Source organism: Bombilactobacillus sp. ESL1092 (assembly GCF_058107465.1).
The window spans coordinates 1,348,878-1,367,187 of record NZ_CM176594.1; the positions used below are offsets into that span (position 1 = coordinate 1,348,878).

General features: G+C 39.4%; 13 protein-coding genes. All 13 read left to right on the plus strand.

Annotated elements, in window-relative coordinates; translation table 11 throughout:
* Nucleotides 1–76: 76 nt before the first annotated feature.
* The 13 genes from AC3B6Y_RS06155 to alaS all read left to right on the plus strand — a co-directional run bounded on the left by AC3B6Y_RS06155 (nucleotide 77) and on the right by alaS (nucleotide 18,199).
* Nucleotides 77–859 carry a TIGR00282 family metallophosphoesterase gene (locus tag AC3B6Y_RS06155; RefSeq protein WP_489769164.1) on the plus strand — a complete coding sequence of 261 codons (783 nt, stop codon included), beginning with the start codon at nucleotides 77–79 and terminating at the stop codon, nucleotides 857–859.
* A 58-nt stretch (nucleotides 860–917) separates the two neighbouring features.
* A complete protein-coding gene (mutS, locus tag AC3B6Y_RS06160; protein ID WP_489769163.1) occupies nucleotides 918–3,509 on the plus strand; it encodes a DNA mismatch repair protein MutS in 2,592 nt (863 codons plus the stop codon).
* Nucleotides 3,510–3,628: 119 nt separating this feature from the next.
* On the plus strand, nucleotides 3,629–5,539 hold the full coding sequence (gene mutL, locus AC3B6Y_RS06165; protein WP_489790708.1) for a DNA mismatch repair endonuclease MutL: 1,911 nt from the start codon (nucleotides 3,629–3,631) through the stop codon (nucleotides 5,537–5,539).
* Nucleotides 5,540–5,548: 9 nt separating this feature from the next.
* On the plus strand, nucleotides 5,549–6,145 hold the full coding sequence (ruvA, locus tag AC3B6Y_RS06170; protein ID WP_489790709.1) for a Holliday junction branch migration protein RuvA: 597 nt from the start codon (nucleotides 5,549–5,551) through the stop codon (nucleotides 6,143–6,145).
* Between the two features lie 16 nt (nucleotides 6,146–6,161).
* Nucleotides 6,162–7,178: a Holliday junction branch migration DNA helicase RuvB gene (ruvB, locus tag AC3B6Y_RS06175; RefSeq protein WP_489774797.1), complete on the plus strand. Its 1,017-nt coding sequence runs from the start codon at nucleotides 6,162–6,164 to the stop codon at nucleotides 7,176–7,178.
* Between the two features lies 1 nt (nucleotide 7,179).
* A complete protein-coding gene (gene queA / locus AC3B6Y_RS06180) occupies nucleotides 7,180–8,211 on the plus strand; it encodes a tRNA preQ1(34) S-adenosylmethionine ribosyltransferase-isomerase QueA (RefSeq protein WP_489790710.1) in 1,032 nt (343 codons plus the stop codon).
* Nucleotides 8,212–8,398: 187 nt separating this feature from the next.
* Nucleotides 8,399–9,541, plus strand: coding sequence for a tRNA guanosine(34) transglycosylase Tgt (tgt, locus tag AC3B6Y_RS06185; protein WP_489757242.1), 1,143 nt, complete (start codon nucleotides 8,399–8,401; stop codon nucleotides 9,539–9,541).
* Nucleotides 9,542–9,607: 66 nt separating this feature from the next.
* Entirely contained in the window at nucleotides 9,608–10,039 is a 432-nt protein-coding gene (gene yajC, locus AC3B6Y_RS06190; RefSeq protein ID WP_489769159.1) for a preprotein translocase subunit YajC, read from the plus strand.
* Nucleotides 10,040–10,312: 273 nt separating this feature from the next.
* Nucleotides 10,313–11,800 (plus strand): glucose-6-phosphate dehydrogenase, encoded by a 1,488-nt coding sequence (gene zwf / locus AC3B6Y_RS06195; RefSeq protein WP_489790712.1) that lies wholly within the window; start codon nucleotides 10,313–10,315, stop codon nucleotides 11,798–11,800.
* Nucleotides 11,757–12,902 carry a DNA polymerase IV gene (dinB, locus tag AC3B6Y_RS06200; protein WP_489757245.1) on the plus strand — a complete coding sequence of 382 codons (1,146 nt, stop codon included), beginning with the start codon at nucleotides 11,757–11,759 and terminating at the stop codon, nucleotides 12,900–12,902. The genes zwf and dinB overlap by 44 nt, the downstream gene beginning before the upstream one ends.
* A 9-nt stretch (nucleotides 12,903–12,911) precedes the next feature.
* Nucleotides 12,912–13,853 (plus strand): DHH family phosphoesterase, encoded by a 942-nt coding sequence (locus AC3B6Y_RS06205; RefSeq protein ID WP_489757246.1) that lies wholly within the window; start codon nucleotides 12,912–12,914, stop codon nucleotides 13,851–13,853.
* A 32-nt stretch (nucleotides 13,854–13,885) separates the two neighbouring features.
* Nucleotides 13,886–15,229 (plus strand): DEAD/DEAH box helicase, encoded by a 1,344-nt coding sequence (locus AC3B6Y_RS06210; RefSeq protein ID WP_489757247.1) that lies wholly within the window; start codon nucleotides 13,886–13,888, stop codon nucleotides 15,227–15,229.
* Nucleotides 15,230–15,556: 327 nt separating this feature from the next.
* Nucleotides 15,557–18,199, plus strand: coding sequence for an alanine--tRNA ligase (gene alaS / locus AC3B6Y_RS06215; protein WP_489790714.1), 2,643 nt, complete (start codon nucleotides 15,557–15,559; stop codon nucleotides 18,197–18,199).
* The last annotated feature ends 111 nt before the right edge of the window (nucleotides 18,200–18,310 follow it).

The following is an 18,310-nucleotide window of genomic DNA, read 5'->3' on the forward strand; positions in this document are numbered from 1 at the left end:
AATGAGATTAATTAGCAGAAGTTTTAGTGGTATCATTAAGTCTTAAGTAGCTAAATAATAGATAAGGAAAGTATTTATGCGAATTATTTTTGTGGGTGATGTCATGGGAGATTTGGGACTGCAAGCTTTGCAAACATATCTTCCACAAATCAAGGCACATTTTCGCCCCCAAGTGACGATTGTTAACGGTGAAAATGCTGCTAAAGGACGAGGCATTAAGGAACAACAATTTAAAAAGATTTTAAAAGCGGGAGCAGATGTGATTACGCTGGGAAATCATGCTTTTGATCAGTCAGAAGTGAATGATTTACTGGAACAGAATGATAATTTGGTGCGACCTGCTAATTACCCCGGGGTAGTTCCGGGAGCAGGAATGACAATTAAACAAGTCAATCAGGAGCAATTAGCAGTAATTAATTTACAGGGGCGCGCTTTAATGAATGCAATTGACGACCCTTTTCAAATAGCTGATCAATTATTGGCGCAAATTCCGGATCAAGCGCAAATTTTTATTGACTTTCATGCAGAAACAACTAGTGAAAAAGCGGCATTGGCTTACTATTTAGATGGTCGAGTGGCGGCAGTTGTCGGGACACATACACATGTGCAAACCAATGATGCCCGAGTTCTGCCGAAAGGGACAGCATTTTTGACAGATGTGGGCATGACGGGGGATTATGACGGAATTATTGGCGTTCAAGCCCAGAGTAGTATTCGCCGCTTTTTAACACAGAGACCAACTCGTTATGAATTAACGGAACATGGTCGTCCCCAAATTAATTATTGCGTAATTGATCTAGAAACGAAAAATAAAATTCATGCGTATCAAATTAATCCGGATCGTCCGTTTGTTGAATAAAAGTTGTTGTTTTTTGAATTAATCTGATCAATAAGATCCTAGCCTAGAGGAGTTTTGTATGCCACAAACTACTAAAGATACACCAATGATGCAACAATATTTAAAAATTAAAAAGGATTATCCAGATGCTTTTTTGTTTTATCGGATTGGTGATTTCTATGAAATGTTTTACGATGATGCAATCAAAGGGGCACAAATACTAGAATTAACCTTGACAGCCCGTAATAAAAATGCCGCTGATCCGATTCCCATGTGTGGGGTGCCCCACCATGCCGTGCAAAGTTATATTGATGTTTTGGTAGATAAAGGGTATAAAGTTGCTATTTGTGAGCAATTAGAAGATCCCAAAGAAGCTAAGGGGATGGTCAAGCGCGGGATTATCAAATTAGTCACGCCAGGAACTAGTTTGGAAGATAAGCCGAATCAAAGCCGAGAGAATAATTATTTGGCGGCCGTAATTTTTCAAGATCAAGAATATGGTTTTGCCTATACGGACTTGTCCACCGGTGAAGTGCGGGTAACTGCGTTTCATAATTGGCAGCAAGTTCAAAATGAATTATTAAATTTACGCTCTAAGGAAGTTGTGATTGCGGCCACTCTAGATCAAGACCAACAGGACCAACTAAAAAAGATGGGAATTTTGGTATCCAGTGAGCAACCCCAGCAAGCTTACGCCGAAGTAGCTTTTGTGACGCAAAAAGTCCAGTCTGAGCTCCAACGTCAGGCGATTACTTATTTAATTTCTTATTTAATTGAAACTCAAAAACGTTCTTTGGCGCACTTGCAGATCGCCCAAGTTTACCAAACTAGTAAATATTTACAAATGGATCACAATGTTCAAAGTAACTTAGAATTATTTCGTTCCCTAAGGACCGGAGAAAAGTCAGGGACATTAGCTTGGCTATTAGACAAAACTAAGACTGCGATGGGTAGCCGTTTGTTAAAGCAATGGCTGCAACGCCCATTACTAGATGCAGCTCTTCTTCAAAAGCGTCAAGATTTAGTTCAAATTTTATTGGATAATTTTTTTCAACGGGGCAATTTACAAGATTATTTAACGAAGGTTTATGATCTGGAACGTTTAGCCGGGCGAATTGCGTTTGGCAATGTTAATGGGCGCGATTTGATTCAATTGGCAACTTCTTTACAGCAAGTTCCTTTAATTAAGGAAACTTTGTTAGATTTACATGATCCGTTACTAGATGATTTGTTAACCAAAATGCCAGAATGTCAGGAAGTTGTGCAATTGATTCAACAAGCGATTGTTGACGATCCGCCAATTTCTGTGACGGAAGGTAACTTAATTCGGGATCATTACGATCAACAACTCGATCAATACCGTAGTGCGATGACGAATGGGAAGGCTTGGATTGCTCAACTACAAGCAGATGAACAACAAGCTACAGGCATTAAGAACTTAAAAATTGGTTTTAACCGAGTGTTTGGTTACTATATTGAAGTAACTAATGCGAATAAAGCCCAAGTGCCCACGGATCGTTATGAACGTAAGCAAACATTAACTAATTCAGAACGCTATATTACGCCGGAATTAAAAGACAAAGAACGTTTGATTTTGGAAGCAGAAGAAAAATCAACGTTACTAGAACACCAATTATTCAAACAAGTTCGGCAACAAATTAAAGACCAAATTGAGCAAATTCAAGCGTTAGCTCAAATTTTGGCCCGGTTGGATGTTTTACAAAGTTTTGCGGTAATTAGTGAGGATCAGCATTATGTTCGCCCACAATTTACGCACAATCATGAAATTAAAATTGTTAATGGTCGTCATCCGGTGGTTGAAAAAGTATTAGGTAGTGATAGTTATATTCCTAACGATGTGAAGATGAACGATCAAACTGATATTCTATTAATTACAGGTCCTAATATGTCTGGTAAAAGCACATATATGCGGCAAACGGCGTTAATTGTCATTATGGCGCAGATTGGATGTTTTGTTCCCGCCGATGCGGCTACGCTGCCGATTTTTGATCAGATTTTTACGCGGATTGGTGCCGCTGATGATTTAATTGCGGGCAATTCCACCTTTATGGTCGAAATGATGGAAGCCAATGATGCTTTACAGCACGCGACGAGTAATTCTTTGATTATTTTTGATGAAATTGGGCGGGGAACGGCGACTTATGATGGCATGGCTTTGGCACAGGCAATTATTGAGTATTTAGATCAAACAGTTCATGCCAAAACGCTGTTTTCCACACACTATCATGAATTAACCCAATTAGCTCAAGATTTAACCACAGTAACGAATGTACACGTGGATGCAACTCAAGAAAATGGGCAATTAGTCTTTTTGCATAAGGTTTTAGCAGGTCCCGCTGATAAGTCGTACGGAATTCATGTTGCAAAATTGGCAGGTTTGCCGACTGATCTATTACAGCGGGCACAAGAGATTTTAGATAATCTGGAACACAAACCGACTAATTTACAAAAACCACCAGTTTCCCAAGCAGTCCAACCCGTCGTTAATCAGGTACAAGAAGCCCCAGTGGAGCAACAATTATCTTTATTTTCAGAAAGTGATGCTACTCATCAAGAATTATTACAAGAATTGCAACAAGCTAATGTGTTGAATATGACGCCATTAGAGGCGTTAAATTTCTTGTATCAATTACAAGCCAAATTACATTAATTTTCTGCATCAAAGTTGTTCAAAAATTAAGTAGTAGCAATACTAACTGCTGAGAATTTTTGCAAGCCAATTGTGTTAGTAAACATTAGCTGTAAATTAGATTAGAGTAGGGATATTCAATGGCAGAAATTCATGAATTACCAAGTACTTTAAGTAATCAAATTGCCGCAGGCGAAGTGGTAGAACGGCCAGCATCCGTGGTCAAAGAATTAGTAGAAAATGCAATTGACGCACACGCAACACAAATTGAAATTCAAGTGCAAGATGCGGGTATTTCGCAAATTAAGGTTGTTGATAACGGTGATGGTATTGCTAGAGATCAAGTTCAGCTAGCGTTTCAACCGCATGCCACTAGTAAAATCAGTTCAACCCAGGACTTATTTAATGTACAGACTTTAGGGTTTCGGGGTGAGGCTTTGGCTAGTATTGCTGCAGTTGCCAAAGTCGTGCTTACTACTAGTACCGATGGAGCCAGTGGCACGCTGTTGCAAGTAGCGGGTGGACAATTCCAAACGCCACAGGTGACCGCGGCTAAAAAGGGGACCACAGTGGTGGTGACCGATTTATTTTACAATACACCCGTGCGGTTAAAATATATCAAAACTTTAAATACTGAGTTAAAAAAAGTAGTTGAGGTTGTGAATCATCTAGCCTTAGGTCACCCCCAGATTGCATTGAGATTAAATAATGAAAAGAAAACCTTAGTGCGAACTTCGGGTAACGGCGATCTCAAACAAACTATTGCGGGAATCTATGGCCGCAAAGTAGCAGCTGACTTAATTTCTTGTCAAGGTATTGATGCTGATTTTCAAGTTCAAGGTTATTTATCTTTGCCAGAACAAACGAGAGCTAACCGCAATTATATCGCACTGTTAATTAATCAACGCTACATTCATAATTATCAATTAAGTAAAGCTTTTTTGGCGGGGTATGGTTCAAAGTTAATGGTTGGGCGCTATCCTATAGGTGTTCTAGAAATTACGACTGATCCGTTATTAGTTGATGTTAATGTTCATCCAACCAAGCGTGAAGTTCGCTTGAGTAAAGAACAACAATTAGCTAATTTAATTGAACAAAGCGTTGCACAAGCGTTGGGTCAATTAAATTTAATTCCGGATGCTTTAAAAACAACTCCCTCCAAACCAAGACCGTCTTTTGTGCAAACTGATGAGTCATTTAATGCGGCAACATCTTTTTTACGTGAACCATCTGTTACCAAGACCACGCCAACGACTAATTGGATTCAACCAGGAGCAGTGCATTTACAAGAAATCTTTCAAGATCCCCAGCATCTACAACAATGGGATCAAAAAATGCAGGAAATTGCTCAACAAGATGCCACTCTGACGCAATTACCACCAAAAGCGTCGGATGCTACACCCAAAGTCAAGTCAGTGGCACAACAGTCGTTATCCCAACCAGCTTTTCCCCAATTACAATTCCTGACACAAATTCATGAAACTTATTTAGTAGCTCAAAGTGGCGATGGTTTTTATCTGGTTGACCAACATGCTGCTCAAGAACGGGTGAAGTATGAGCAATTTAGTCAAGAAATTGGTCAAGTTAGTAGCGATCAACAAAAATTATTGGTACCGTTAATTTTGGATTACGCGAATTCAGAGGCGATTACTTTAAGTGCACACTTAGATTTATTACGTCAGGTGGGGGTGGAGATTGCTCCGTTTGGACAAAATAGTTTTGTGGTAACTAGCCATCCTACTTGGATTGGCGTTGAGCAAGAAGAAAAGACGATTCGAGAAATGATTGATTATATTTTGCAAGACGGTAAAATTAATATAGCCCGTTTTCGAGAACAAACAGCGATTACTATGAGCTGTAAATTATCTATTAAGGCTAATCATCATTTGGACCGGCCTCAGGCCCAGGCAATTTTGGATCAATTAGCACAAGCCCAAAATCCGTATAATTGTCCGCATGGGCGGCCGACATTAATTCATTTTAGTGATGCGGAAATCCAAAAGATGTTTAAGAGAATTCAAGATCCCCATCAATCTAGACGGTTTAAGTGAGGTTTTATTGTGTTTGAATATTTTCAGGGAATTATTACGGCGATTTATCCCACTTATGTGGTATTAGAGGTCCAACACATTGGTTATCATATCTTGGTGGCGAACCCTTATCGTTACCAGACAGACGAACCACTCAAGCTTTATATTGAACAAATTATTCGTGATAATGATCAATCCCTCTATGGTTTTTATGACTTAGCAGAAAAACAATTATTTTTACAATTAACTTCGGTTTCTGGAATTGGTCCCAAAAGTGCGTTAGCTATTTTGGCTGATGATGATCATTCGGGATTGATTGAAGCAATTGGGAGCGACGATGTGCAATTTCTGACGAAGTTTCCTGGTGTTGGTAAAAAAACGGCGCAACAAATTGTTTTGGATTTAAAAGATAAATTACCCAAAACAACTCTGGCAACCAATCCCTCTAACTTATTTAGTCATGTATCAACAGCAACTGCTAATAAAGACTTTGCTGATGGCTTGGCGGCGTTAGCCGCTTTAGGTTATTCTCAAAAAGAATTACAAAAAATTGAAACGGCTTTAAGTCAAGTGACGGCCCAGAACGCGGGTGATTACGTCCGGGCAGGTTTAAAATTATTACATTAAGAACTGAGGTGATTAGATGTCTGACAAGGATCATTTAACTGATGATCAAATTCTCGATGATCAAGAAGCTGCGGTTGAACAATCTTTACGGCCTCAAACTTTGGACCAGTACTTGGGACAAGAAAAAGTCAAACATGAATTGCATGTCTATATTCAAGCAGCTCTAAAGCGTCAGGAAGCACTGGATCATGTCTTGTTGTACGGACCGCCTGGATTAGGTAAGACAACGCTAGCTTTGGTGATTGCCCATGAGTTACAAGTCAATCTGCGAACGACGACGGGGCCATCAATTGAAAAACCGGGTGATTTGGTTGCTATTTTGAGTGAATTACAAGCTGGTGATGTGTTATTTATTGATGAAATTCATCGTCTACCAAAAAATATTGAAGAAATTTTGTATTCGGCGATGGAGGACTTTTATATTGATATCGTCGTCGGTCAAGGCTCCGATGCCCACGCAATTCACTACCCATTACCGCCGTTTACCTTGATTGGTGCGACGACTCGGGCAGGCCAATTATCTTCACCTTTGCGGAGTCGCTTTGGGATTGTCGAACACATGGCTTTTTATGATGAAGCCGAATTGACGCAAATTGTCCAACGCTCCGCCCAGGTTTTAAATGTGTCTGTAACCAGCGCCGGTGCGCATGAACTAGCACGGCGTTCACGCGGCACACCGCGCGTAGCTAATCGTTTATTAAAGCGTGTCCGCGATTTTATGCAGGTTTCTGGTCAAGCAGAAATTGATCAAACTTTGGCAGCTTCGGCCTTAGACCAATTACAAGTTGATGATCAAGGGCTTGATCAGACAGATCGCAAATTATTGATGATGATGATCAATCTGTATCAGGGTGGGCCGTTAGGAATTAAAACGATGGCTGTCAATTTAGGCGAAGAACAAGAAACAATTGAAACCGTGAACGAACCATATTTGTTACAGCAAGGTTTCTTAAAGCGGACCCCCCGTGGTCGGGTGGTGACCCCCAAAGCCTATGAACATTTAGGGATTCCATTAACTAAAGGAGAGAATTAAATTGTTAACGTTAGAAGATTTTGATTATCATTTACCTCAGGAATTAATTGCACAAACTCCGATTAAAAACCGCGACCAATCACGCATGTTAGTGTTAGATCATCAAACTGGTGAATATCAAGATCGACACTTCTTTGATATTCTAGATTATTTAAATCCTGGTGATGCTTTAGTAATGAATAATACTAAGGTTTTACCGGCTCGCTTGTATGGCATTAAGGAAAAGACGCAGGCACACTTAGAAGTTTTATTATTGAATAATATCGAGGGCGATGACTGGGAAGTTTTGATGAAACCAGCACGCAGAGCACCAGTGGGGACCGTCGTCGAATTTGGTAATGGAAAGTTAAAATGTACGGTTACGAAAGAATTGGAACACGGTGGTCGGATGGTGCACTTTGATTATGATGGGATTTTTATGGAAATCTTAGAACAATTAGGTGAAATGCCCTTACCGCCCTATATCAAAGAAAAATTAGCTGATCCTGATCGTTACCAAACGGTCTATGCCAAAGAAGAAGGTTCAGCAGCGGCCCCGACAGCTGGCTTACATTGGACGAAAGACTTATTAGAGAAAGTCCAAGCTAAGGGTGTTAAGTTAGTTTATTTAACCTTACATGTGGGGTTGGGAACTTTTCGGCCAGTTTCTGAAGAAAATATTGATGATCATCAGATGCATAGTGAGTTTTATCGTTTGAGTGAAGCAGCGGCGCAAACTTTAAATGAAGTTAAGGCTAATGGTGGCAAAATTGTTGCAACGGGTACCACTTCTATTCGAACTTTAGAAACAATTGGAACGAAGTTTGACGGAAAAATTAAGGCAGACAGTGGCTGGACTGATATCTTTATTAAGCCCGGTTATCGTTGGCAGGTGGTGGATGAGTTTATTACTAATTTTCATTTGCCTAAGTCCACCTTAGTGATGTTAGTAGCTTCTTTTACCGGACGCGAAAATATCTTAAATGCTTATGAACACGCAGTTAAAGAGCAATATCGGTTCTTCAGTTTTGGTGATGCAATGTTTATTAAATAAATTTGCAGTAAAAATCAGTTGAGACAAACAGAATTTATCGTGAATAGAAACGAACATTTTTATGCACTCAATTGCTAAGTAATTTTTCCCAACTTCATTACCCAAGTTAGGATCACATTGTTGAAGCAATGAGTTGTTATTTGGTGCAGTACGATGTCCAATAATATACAGAAATTTGGAGTTTTATATGGAACAACCAATTAAATATCATTTAATCAAAAAAGAAAAACATACTGGCGCCCGGTTAGGCGAATTAATTACCCCGCATGGAACTTTTGAGACCCCGATTTTTATGCCTGTTGGGACACAAGCCAGTGTCAAAACTATGTCACCAGAGGAATTAAAGGAAATCGGAGCAACGGTCATTTTATCTAATACCTATCACTTATGGTTACGGCCTGGTTCTAAGTTGGTGCGTGAAGCAGGTGGTTTGCACCAGTTTATGAATTGGGATCGTGGCATACTAACCGATTCTGGGGGCTTTCAGGTTTTTTCTTTAGCCAAAAGGCGCGGTATTAGTGAAGAAGGTATTACTTTTAAGAGCCATTTAGATGGGCGTAAGATGTTTTTATCACCAGAAAAGGCCATTCATATTGAAAATGATTTGGGCCCAGATATTATGATGAGCTTGGATGAATGTCCGCCTTTCTTTGAATCACATGATTACTTGCAAAAATCAATTGCACGTACAACGCGGTGGGCAGAACGTGGTTTAAGAGCGCATCGCAATCCTAATCGGCAGGGGATTTTTGGAATTGTGCAGGGCGCAGGCTTTAAAGATTTGCGACAGCAAAGCGCTAAAGATTTAGTTTCATTAGATTTTGCTGGTTACTCTATTGGCGGTTTATCTGTTGGTGAATCGAAAACGCAAATGAATCAAGTTTTAGATTATACGACGCCACTTTTGCCGGAAAATAAGCCACGATACTTGATGGGCGTGGGCACAGCTGATTCGTTGATTGATGGTGTCATTCGCGGAATTGATATGTTTGATTGTGTTTTGCCCACACGGATTGCGCGTAATGGAACTTGCATGACTTCTAATGGGCGTTTGGTCGTCAAAAATGCACAATATGCCCACGATTTTGGCCCATTAGATCCGAATTGTGATTGTTATGCTTGTCGAAATTATTCTCGGGCTTATATCAGGCATTTATTGCAGGTTGATGAAACTTTTGGCATTCACTTAACAAGTTATCATAACTTATATTATTTAGTGCATTTGATGGCGCAAATTCGCCAAGCAATTCGGGATGATAATTTATTAGACTTGAAGCAACAGGTCTTCGAACAGTACGGCTTTAATGAAAAAAACGCAAAGAATTTTTAATGAGTTACTGTGTTTTCAAGGATTGTTTGTTAGAATAGTAGTAAAATCAAACTAGAGGTGGAGCAATTGAACTTATTGGCAGCTAAAGCAAGTGGTAGTGGTAACATGATGTTATTACTCTTTTTCGTCATTTTAATTGTATTTATGTATTTTACGATGTGGCGCCCACAAAAAAAGCAACAAGAACAACGTCAAAAAATGTTGGGTCAACTAAAAGTTGGTGATCCGGTCGTCACCATCGGTGGCCTTTACGGAACGATTGATACGATTAATGATGCGGAAAAAACCATCGTGATCGACTGCGATGGAATTTATTTAACGTTTAATCGTTCAGCGATTAGAAGTGTCAATAAACCAGCCGCAACTAAATCAGCGACAACAGCTAAGGCTGAGACAGAAACTAAAGCACCAGCAAAGTCAGATGAAGCGGCTAGTGACGATGCTGCTCCTGCTAGTCAAGCGGATGACGACACTACTACTGAAACAGCAGATAAATAATTTGAGTTTTGAAGAGGTTGGGACAAAAGTCGCTGAAATTTGAAAACTAACGATAATTGAGTAAGTTTGCCACAAATTTTAGACTTTTGGAGTACAATAATTAATCAATGTTTAGTTAGTTTAGAACATGATAATTATTGCCCCAACCTCTTTTTGTTAGCTGCAATTAGTTAGGTTTGAAGACGGTTTTTAATTGGTTGTAATTATTATGCTGGAGTAATTTTATATAACTACAATCCAAAAACAAAAATTACGATGTGTGAGGTATGAATAATGCAGGAACAAAAAGTTATTTTTATTATTTTTGGTGGCTCAGGTGATTTAGCACACCGTAAATTATATCCTGCGCTTTTCAAATTATATTTAAAAGGTTATTTAAAACAGCATTTTGCAGTAATTGGTACAGCGCGAAGGGCTTGGAGCCACGAATATTTTCGGCAAACGATTTTACAATCAATTGTTGATGAAACTGCCGATCAAGACCAGATTGATCAATTTTTACAACATTTTTATTATCAATCACATGATGTTAATGATGCCGAACACTATGTTGCCTTAAAAAAATTGGCATCTAGTTTAGATCAAAAATATCAAACTGGCGCTAATCAAATTTTTTATATGGCGATTGCGCCCAAGTTTTTTGGAGTGGTGGCACAACATATTAATTCAGAACATTTATTAACAGCGACGGGTTTTAACCGTTTGGTCATCGAGAAGCCATTTGGGCGTGATTTAAAAAGCGCACAGGAATTAAACGATAGTATTGCAGCCACTTTCCAAGAAAAACAGATCTATCGTATTGATCATTATTTGGGAAAAGAAATGGTTCAGGCTTTGCCGATTCTGCGCTTTACGAATCCGATGTTAGAAGCTGTTTGGAATAAGCAGTATATTAATAATGTGCAAATTACCTTGGCTGAGACCTTGGGTGTGGGTGAACGTGCGGGTTATTATGAAACAGCTGGTGCTTTGCGTGATATGATTCAAAATCACGCCTTACAAATTTTGGGGTTATTGGCGATGGATCAGCCGTCGGTCTTTACGTCTGATGCAGTGCACCAACAAAAAGTCAAATTATTCTCGCAATTACAGTTATATTCAGCTCAAGAAGTTGAGCGCTATTTTGTGCGCGGTCAATATGGTACTGATAAGAAAGGTTATCATCGCTCTTATCGAGCAGCGGATGATGTAGCCGATAATTCAGTCGTAGAAACTTTTATTGCTGGAAAAATTTTGATTGATAATGAACGTTGGCAAAATGTACCATTTTATGTTCGCTCTGGTAAGAGATTACGTCAGAAAGCTACGCGGATTGATATTGTTTTTAATGAACAAACTGATAATATTTTTGCTCAAGTTTTACCGCAACAAATCAGACCTTGTCGACCAGTACTGACAATTGTAGTAGAACCAACGCAGGGAATTAAATTGAGTTTGAACTTGACGACACCAGGAGAGGGTTTGCGCAATTCTTTGAAAACTTTAGATTTTCATGAATTGTTAGATAGCATGGTTAACTCACAGGAAGCCTATGAAAAATTATTAATTGATATTTTGTTGGGCAATCAAACTAATTTTACCAATTGGCAAGAACAGTATTACACTTGGCGCTTTATTGATCGGATTCGCCAATATTTTGATCAAATTCAGCCTGAGTTCCCTAATTACTACAGTAATAGTTTTGGCCCTCAAGCTAGTGACGATTTATTAGCGAAAGATGGCAACGAGTGGATTTGGAATTCGGATAATCTTGAACTCTGATTTTTGGGAATTACCCATTGTTATTAATGATCAACGTCAAATTCTGCATGTTGATATGGATGCTTTTTACGCTTCAGTGGAAGAACGTGAGCATCCAGCTTATCGCCATAAAGCGCTAGTCATTGCTCGCGATCCGCGCTTGCACAATGGTCATGGCGTTATTACTACTGCTAATTACCAGGCGCGGAAGTTTGGGGTACATTCGGCAATGCCAGCGATTAAGGCATTGGAGTTAATCCCTGCCGAGCAATTGCAATTTACGGATCCGAATTTTAAGTTATATCGGCAAGTTTCACAACAAATTCACCAGATTTTTGCGAAGATTACGGCTGTTTGGGAGCCTGTAGCGTTTGATGAAGCTTATTTAGATATTACGCATAATCATTTGCAGATGGAAGATCCAATTGAGGTTGCCGCGTTAATTCAGCATACTATCAAGAATTCATTACAATTAACTTGTTCGGTAGGAATTTCTTATAATAAATTTTTAGCTAAAATGGCATCTGATTATGCTAAACCATTCGGGCGCACGGTAATTAGTAGCAACCAAGCGTTGAATTTTTTGGCGCAGATGCCGATTGCTAAATTACATGGTATTGGTAAAGCCACACAAGCTAAACTAGCACAAGCTGGCTTAACTACCGGTCAACAGTTGCAACAATGTCCAGTGACTTTTTTAACGCGATTGTTGGGGAAAACGGGTTTTCTATTGTATCAGCGAATTCACGGAATTGATGATCGCCAAGTGAGCTCACAGCGCCAGCATAAATCGATTGGTAATGAACGTTCCTTTGATCGACCAATTTTTAATGACCAAGAGATTAATGATGTTTTAAAGGAACAAGCAAAGTCGGTGGCACAAACTTTGCAACAAAAGCAGCTGCACGGGCAAACGATTGTTTTAAAAGTTCGGACGATGGCATTTGTGACTTATACACGGCGCAAGACTTTGACTAATTGGACTAATAATGCACAATTAATCTACCAAACTAGCCAAGAATTGTTAGCCACTTTAATGTTAGAGAATCAACCACTGCGCTTATTAGGAATTACGGTAACCAACTTAGTGCCACAAAATTTTGAGGAAATTGAGCTTTTTTAGGAGAAGATTATGAATACTTTTGGAGAAATTATTACCCAAATTAAACAATATGAGCGAATCATTATCCATCGACATGAAAATCCTGATCCAGATGCTCTAGGGTCACAGTTAGGTTTAGCATCCAGCATTCAAGCAACTTATCCGGATAAAACGGTTTTGTTAGCGGGGGGGTCAGTCGGTGATTTAGACTGGATTAGTACGATGGATCAAGTTAGTGATCTGCAGTATCAACAAGCATTAGTGATTGTCGTTGATACAGCTAATCAACCGCGCATTAGTGATCAGCGTTATAGTGAAGGTGAAAAACTGATTAAAATTGATCACCATCCCAATGTGGATTCATATGGTGATTTACAGTATGTGAATACGAGTGCTTCGAGTTGTTCAGAAATTATCGGTGATTTAATTAATAGTGCTGGTTCTGATTTGGTTTTCACGGACCAAGCAGCCCGCGCTTTATATGCAGGAATAGTCGGTGATACGGGACGCTTCATGTATCAAAGTACAACTTCTCATACTTTAGCTTTAGCTGCGCAATTAATTGGTTATCGTTTTGATGCCGCCGCTTTAAATCGCAATATGGGGCAAATGACGTTAGAACAAGCCAAATTACAAGGTTATGTCTTTGAACATTTAGTGATTGCTCCTAATGGTGCAGCCAAAGTGGTTTTGCCAGCTGAATTGTTAACGAAATTAGGTTTACAGCAGGCAGATGCTCATGTGGTCGTTGGGACACCCGGGCGGTTAAAGAATGTTCAATCTTGGGTCATTGCGGTAGCTAAAGCTGATGGCACTTACCGTATTCATTTGCGTTCTAAGCAAGTAGCCATTAATGATTTGGCAGCACAACATGATGGTGGCGGACATCCACTAGCTAGTGGTGCTAATGCGCAAGATTTGGCAGAGGTGGAACAAATTTATCAGCAACTACAAGCTAAATTAGACGATTAAGATAGAGATTAAGGAAATTTGAGGTTAAAATTATGGCTAATTTTGCAGATTATCATTTTGCAGAATTTTTGAAGACAGCGCTGACTAAAATTAATTTTCAGCAGCCTACTAACGTTCAACAGCAAGTCATTCCAGTGATCCAAAAAGGTCATGATGTGATTGTCCAGGCACAAACGGGTAGTGGCAAAACGCACGCATATTTGTTACCGTTAATTAATCAGTTAACGGCTACTAAACAAGTACAATTATTAATTACTGCTCCCAGTCGGGAATTAGCGTATCAAATTCGCGAAGCAGCACAGCAATTAATTCAAACGAGTACTTTAGATTTGCACATTGGTTTATATGTTGGAGGAACCGATAAATTAAAACAAGTACAACACTTGAAACAGCAGCAACCTCAAATTGTTATTGGTACTCCAGGACGAATTTGGGATTTGATCAAAAATCAGGCGCTCTTGGTTTACCAAACTAAATATTTTGTGATTGATGAAGCTGATATGACTTTGGATTTAGGTTTTTTGCAAGAGGTCGACCATATTGCCAGCAGTTTGCCTGACAAATTACAAACGATGGTGTTTTCAGCAACAATCCCGGATAAGTTACAACCATTTTTGAAAAAATATTTATATGAACCACAAGTGATTAAACTAGCAGTTCCAACAATTATTGCCCCTAATATTACGAATTTGGCAATTTTTACGCGTGGGCGGGATCGGAAGACTGTTTTATATCAAGTTTTAACCTTAGGTCAACCGTATTTAGCGTTAATCTTTGCGAATACGAAAAAAACGGTTGATGAAGTTTTTAATTTTTTGAAAGTTAAAGGGTTAAATGTTGCCCGCATTCATGGCGGATTAACGCCACGGGAACGTAAGCGCACCATGAAGGCGATTGAAAATATGGATTATCAATTTGTCGTAGCGTCTGATCTAGCTGCTCGGGGGATTGATATTCCGGGAGTTTCTCATGTAGTTAATTATGAAATTCCGGACGATGATGACTTTTTTGTTCACCGCGTGGGACGGACTGGGCGCAATCAAATGGCCGGGAGCGCTATTACGTTATATGCGCCGGAAGAGGAAGAAAAGTTACAACATTTAGAAAATTTAGGAATCAAATTTGCAGCTAAAGAAATTAAAAACGGTGAATTAGTTGCGACCCATCAGCATGATCGCCGCCAACAACGCACGGCTTCGCAGCATCAGTTAGATCCAACTTTAGTCGGCTTAGTTAAAAAAGAAAAAAAGAAGAAAAAGCCTGGTTATCGTAAGAAAATTAAACAAGCGGTTGACCAAGACCGACGGCAAAAACGTAAAATAGAACAACGTGCTCAGCGCAACCAACGCAAAAAAATGCGGAAACAACAGCACTAAAATGTTTAGTATGATATGCCTCTCTGAGAATTAGGACAATAATCTTAATTTTTGGAGGCATTTTTTATGAGCAGATTATTGAAAAAGAATTGACTTTCTAGAATTTTAAAATTATTATTAAAATTAATTGGATATGCTGTGTTTAAACTTTCTTGAGAGAGGGTAAGGTTGGTGGAATTACCTGTTGGTTTTAATGCAGTGCTCCCAACGTTTAAATTAAAATAATAAATGAAGTGGCAAACGACAAAATCGTTGCAATCAAGGTGGTACCACGCTTAAGCGCCCTTGTGAAGCAATGATTTTGTTTTTTTATTGAGGAGTGAAATTATGAAACAAATGACTAGTGCGCAAGTGCGCCAAATGTTCTTAGATTTTTTTGCTCAAAAAGGTCATACGATTGAGCCAAGTGCATCATTAGTACCCAAGGATGATCCAACATTATTGTGGATTAATTCTGGTGTAGCAACGATGAAAAAATACTTTGACGGTGAAGTAATTCCGAAAAATCCGCGTTTAGTTTCGGCACAAAAAAGTATTCGTACTAATGATATTGAAAATGTGGGACATACTGCTCGACATCAAACCTTTTTTGAAATGTTAGGTAATTTTTCAGTCGGTGATTATTTTAAAGACCAGGCTGTTGCTTGGGCATGGGAGTTGTTGACTAGTCCCGAGTGGTTTGATTTTGATCCGGAAAAATTATTTGTCACAGTTTATCCTAAGGACCAAGCGGCTTATGATTGTTGGATTAAGCAAGGTGTGCAGCCTGATCATATCTATAAAGTTGAAGATAACTTTTGGGATATTGGGGTGGGTCCTTGCGGTCCAGATTCTGAAATCTTTTATGATCGCGGACAGGAAAATAACGATGTTGCGGAAAACGATCCTGAGAATTATCCCGGGGGCGAAAATGCACGTTACTTGGAAATTTGGAACATCGTGTTCTCCCAGTTAAACCATTTGCCTGACGGTCAATATGTGGATCAACCACATAAAAATATTGATACTGGTATGGGCTTAGAACGGATTGTTTCCGTGATTCAAAATGCACCAACAAATTTTGAAACTGACTTGTTCTTACCAATCATTCGAGCTACAGAAACTTTTACTGCTGATAAACATTACGGCGTTGTTGCTAGCGATGATGTGGCTTTTAAGATTATTGCCGATCATGTTCGGACGGTTAGTTTTGCAATTGGTGATGGCGCTTTGCCTTCGAATGAAGGTCGGGGCTATGTTTTGCGGCGTTTAATTCGACGCGCGGTTTTAAATGGTCATAAATTAGGAATTCAAGGTCCATTTTTAAGTCAATTAGTTCCTGTAGTTGGAAAAATTATGGACAGTTATTATCCAGAAATATTGGCCCAATTAGAATATATTCAAAAGGTGATTGCTAGTGAAGAAAAACGGTTTGCCGAAACCTTGAATGATGGTTTAGCTTTGCTAAATGAAACGATTGCTCAAGTTAAAGCTAACGGCAGCCAACAAATTAGTGGTAGTGCGGCTTTTAAATTGTTTGATACCTATGGTTTTCCGTATGAATTAACGGTTGAGTCAGCACAAGAGCAAGGTTTAAGTGTCGATCGCGCTGGATTTGATGCCAAAATGGAGCAACAAAAGCAACGTGCTCGGCAAGCACGTGGTAAACAACAGTCTATGGGTAATCAAGATCAATTATTAATGGGCTTAAACATTGAGAGCGAATTTGTTGGTTATGACCAAATGAGCATTGATGATGGTGTTTTACAAGCGATTATCGTGGCTGATCAAACAGTTGCTGAGGTCAAAGCTGGTCAAGCACAATTAATTTTTGATCGAACGCCTTTTTACGCTGAAATGGGTGGTCAAGTGGCCGATATTGGGGTGATTCAAGACCAAAACGGAACCACGGTTGCCCAAGTTATCGACGTTCAACATGCACCAAATGGTCAAAATTTACATTTAGTTGATGTCAAAGCACCGTTGGTGCAAGGCCAAACCTATCATTTAGCTATTGATCAAACTTTCCGGAAAAAAGTTCGGCGGAATCATACAGCTACGCATTTATTGGATCAGGCGTTACGGAATGTTTTGGGCGATAAAACCCATCAAGCTGGTTCATTAGTCGAGCCAGATTATCTGCGCTTTGATTTTACTAGTTTAGATCGTTTGACTGACGCGCAGTTGCGCCAAATTGAGCAAATCGTTAATGAACAAATTTGGCAAGAAATTCCTGTAGAAACGATTGAAACAGATTTACAATCGGCGAAGAAATTAGGTGCCATTTCACTATTTGATGACAAGTATGGGGATCAAGTCCGAGTTGTGAAAATTGCTGACTTTTCCATGGAATTTTGTGGTGGTACGCATGTCAAAAACACGGCCGAAATTGGCATGTTTAAGATTATTGCTGAAACAGCTATTGGTTCCGGTGTCAGACGAATTACGGCGGTTACGAGCCAAGAAGCTTACGAGGCCGATCAAGAACAGTTGCATTATTTGCAACAAATGCAGCAAGAATTAAAAGTTCCGCAGATGAAAGTTTTGCCTGAAAAAGTCACACAATTGACCGCCGAATTAAAGAGTACTAAGCAAAAATTACGAGATTTAAAAGCCAAGGTGGCCCAACAAGAAGCCGGTGACTTATTAAATCAAGTTGAACAACTTGGTTCCATGACAGCGATTATTACAGCCGTACCCGATACGGGAATGAATGAATTGCGGCAAATGGCAGATACTTGGAAGCAAAAGTCGCAATCAGATGTCTTGGTATTGGGAACTAAAAACGGAAGTAAAGCTAATTTAATTGTAGCTGCTAGTTCTAAGGCGATTGCCCAAGGATTGACAGCTGGACAATTAATTAAGCAAATTGCTCCGAAAATCAATGGCGGCGGCGGTGGTCGCGATCAATTAGCCCAGGCGGGCGGAAAAGATGCTACTGGATTAGATGCAGCTTTAACTTTGGCCCGTCAATTAATTGCTCAAGCTTAATCAATGGTCAAGGACCTCTTTTTAGACTATGATATAATGATTACTTGAAAATAGATTTGTGATTGAATCAGTTTTTGAGTATGATAAGGATTATAAAAAGAGGTGTAGCTT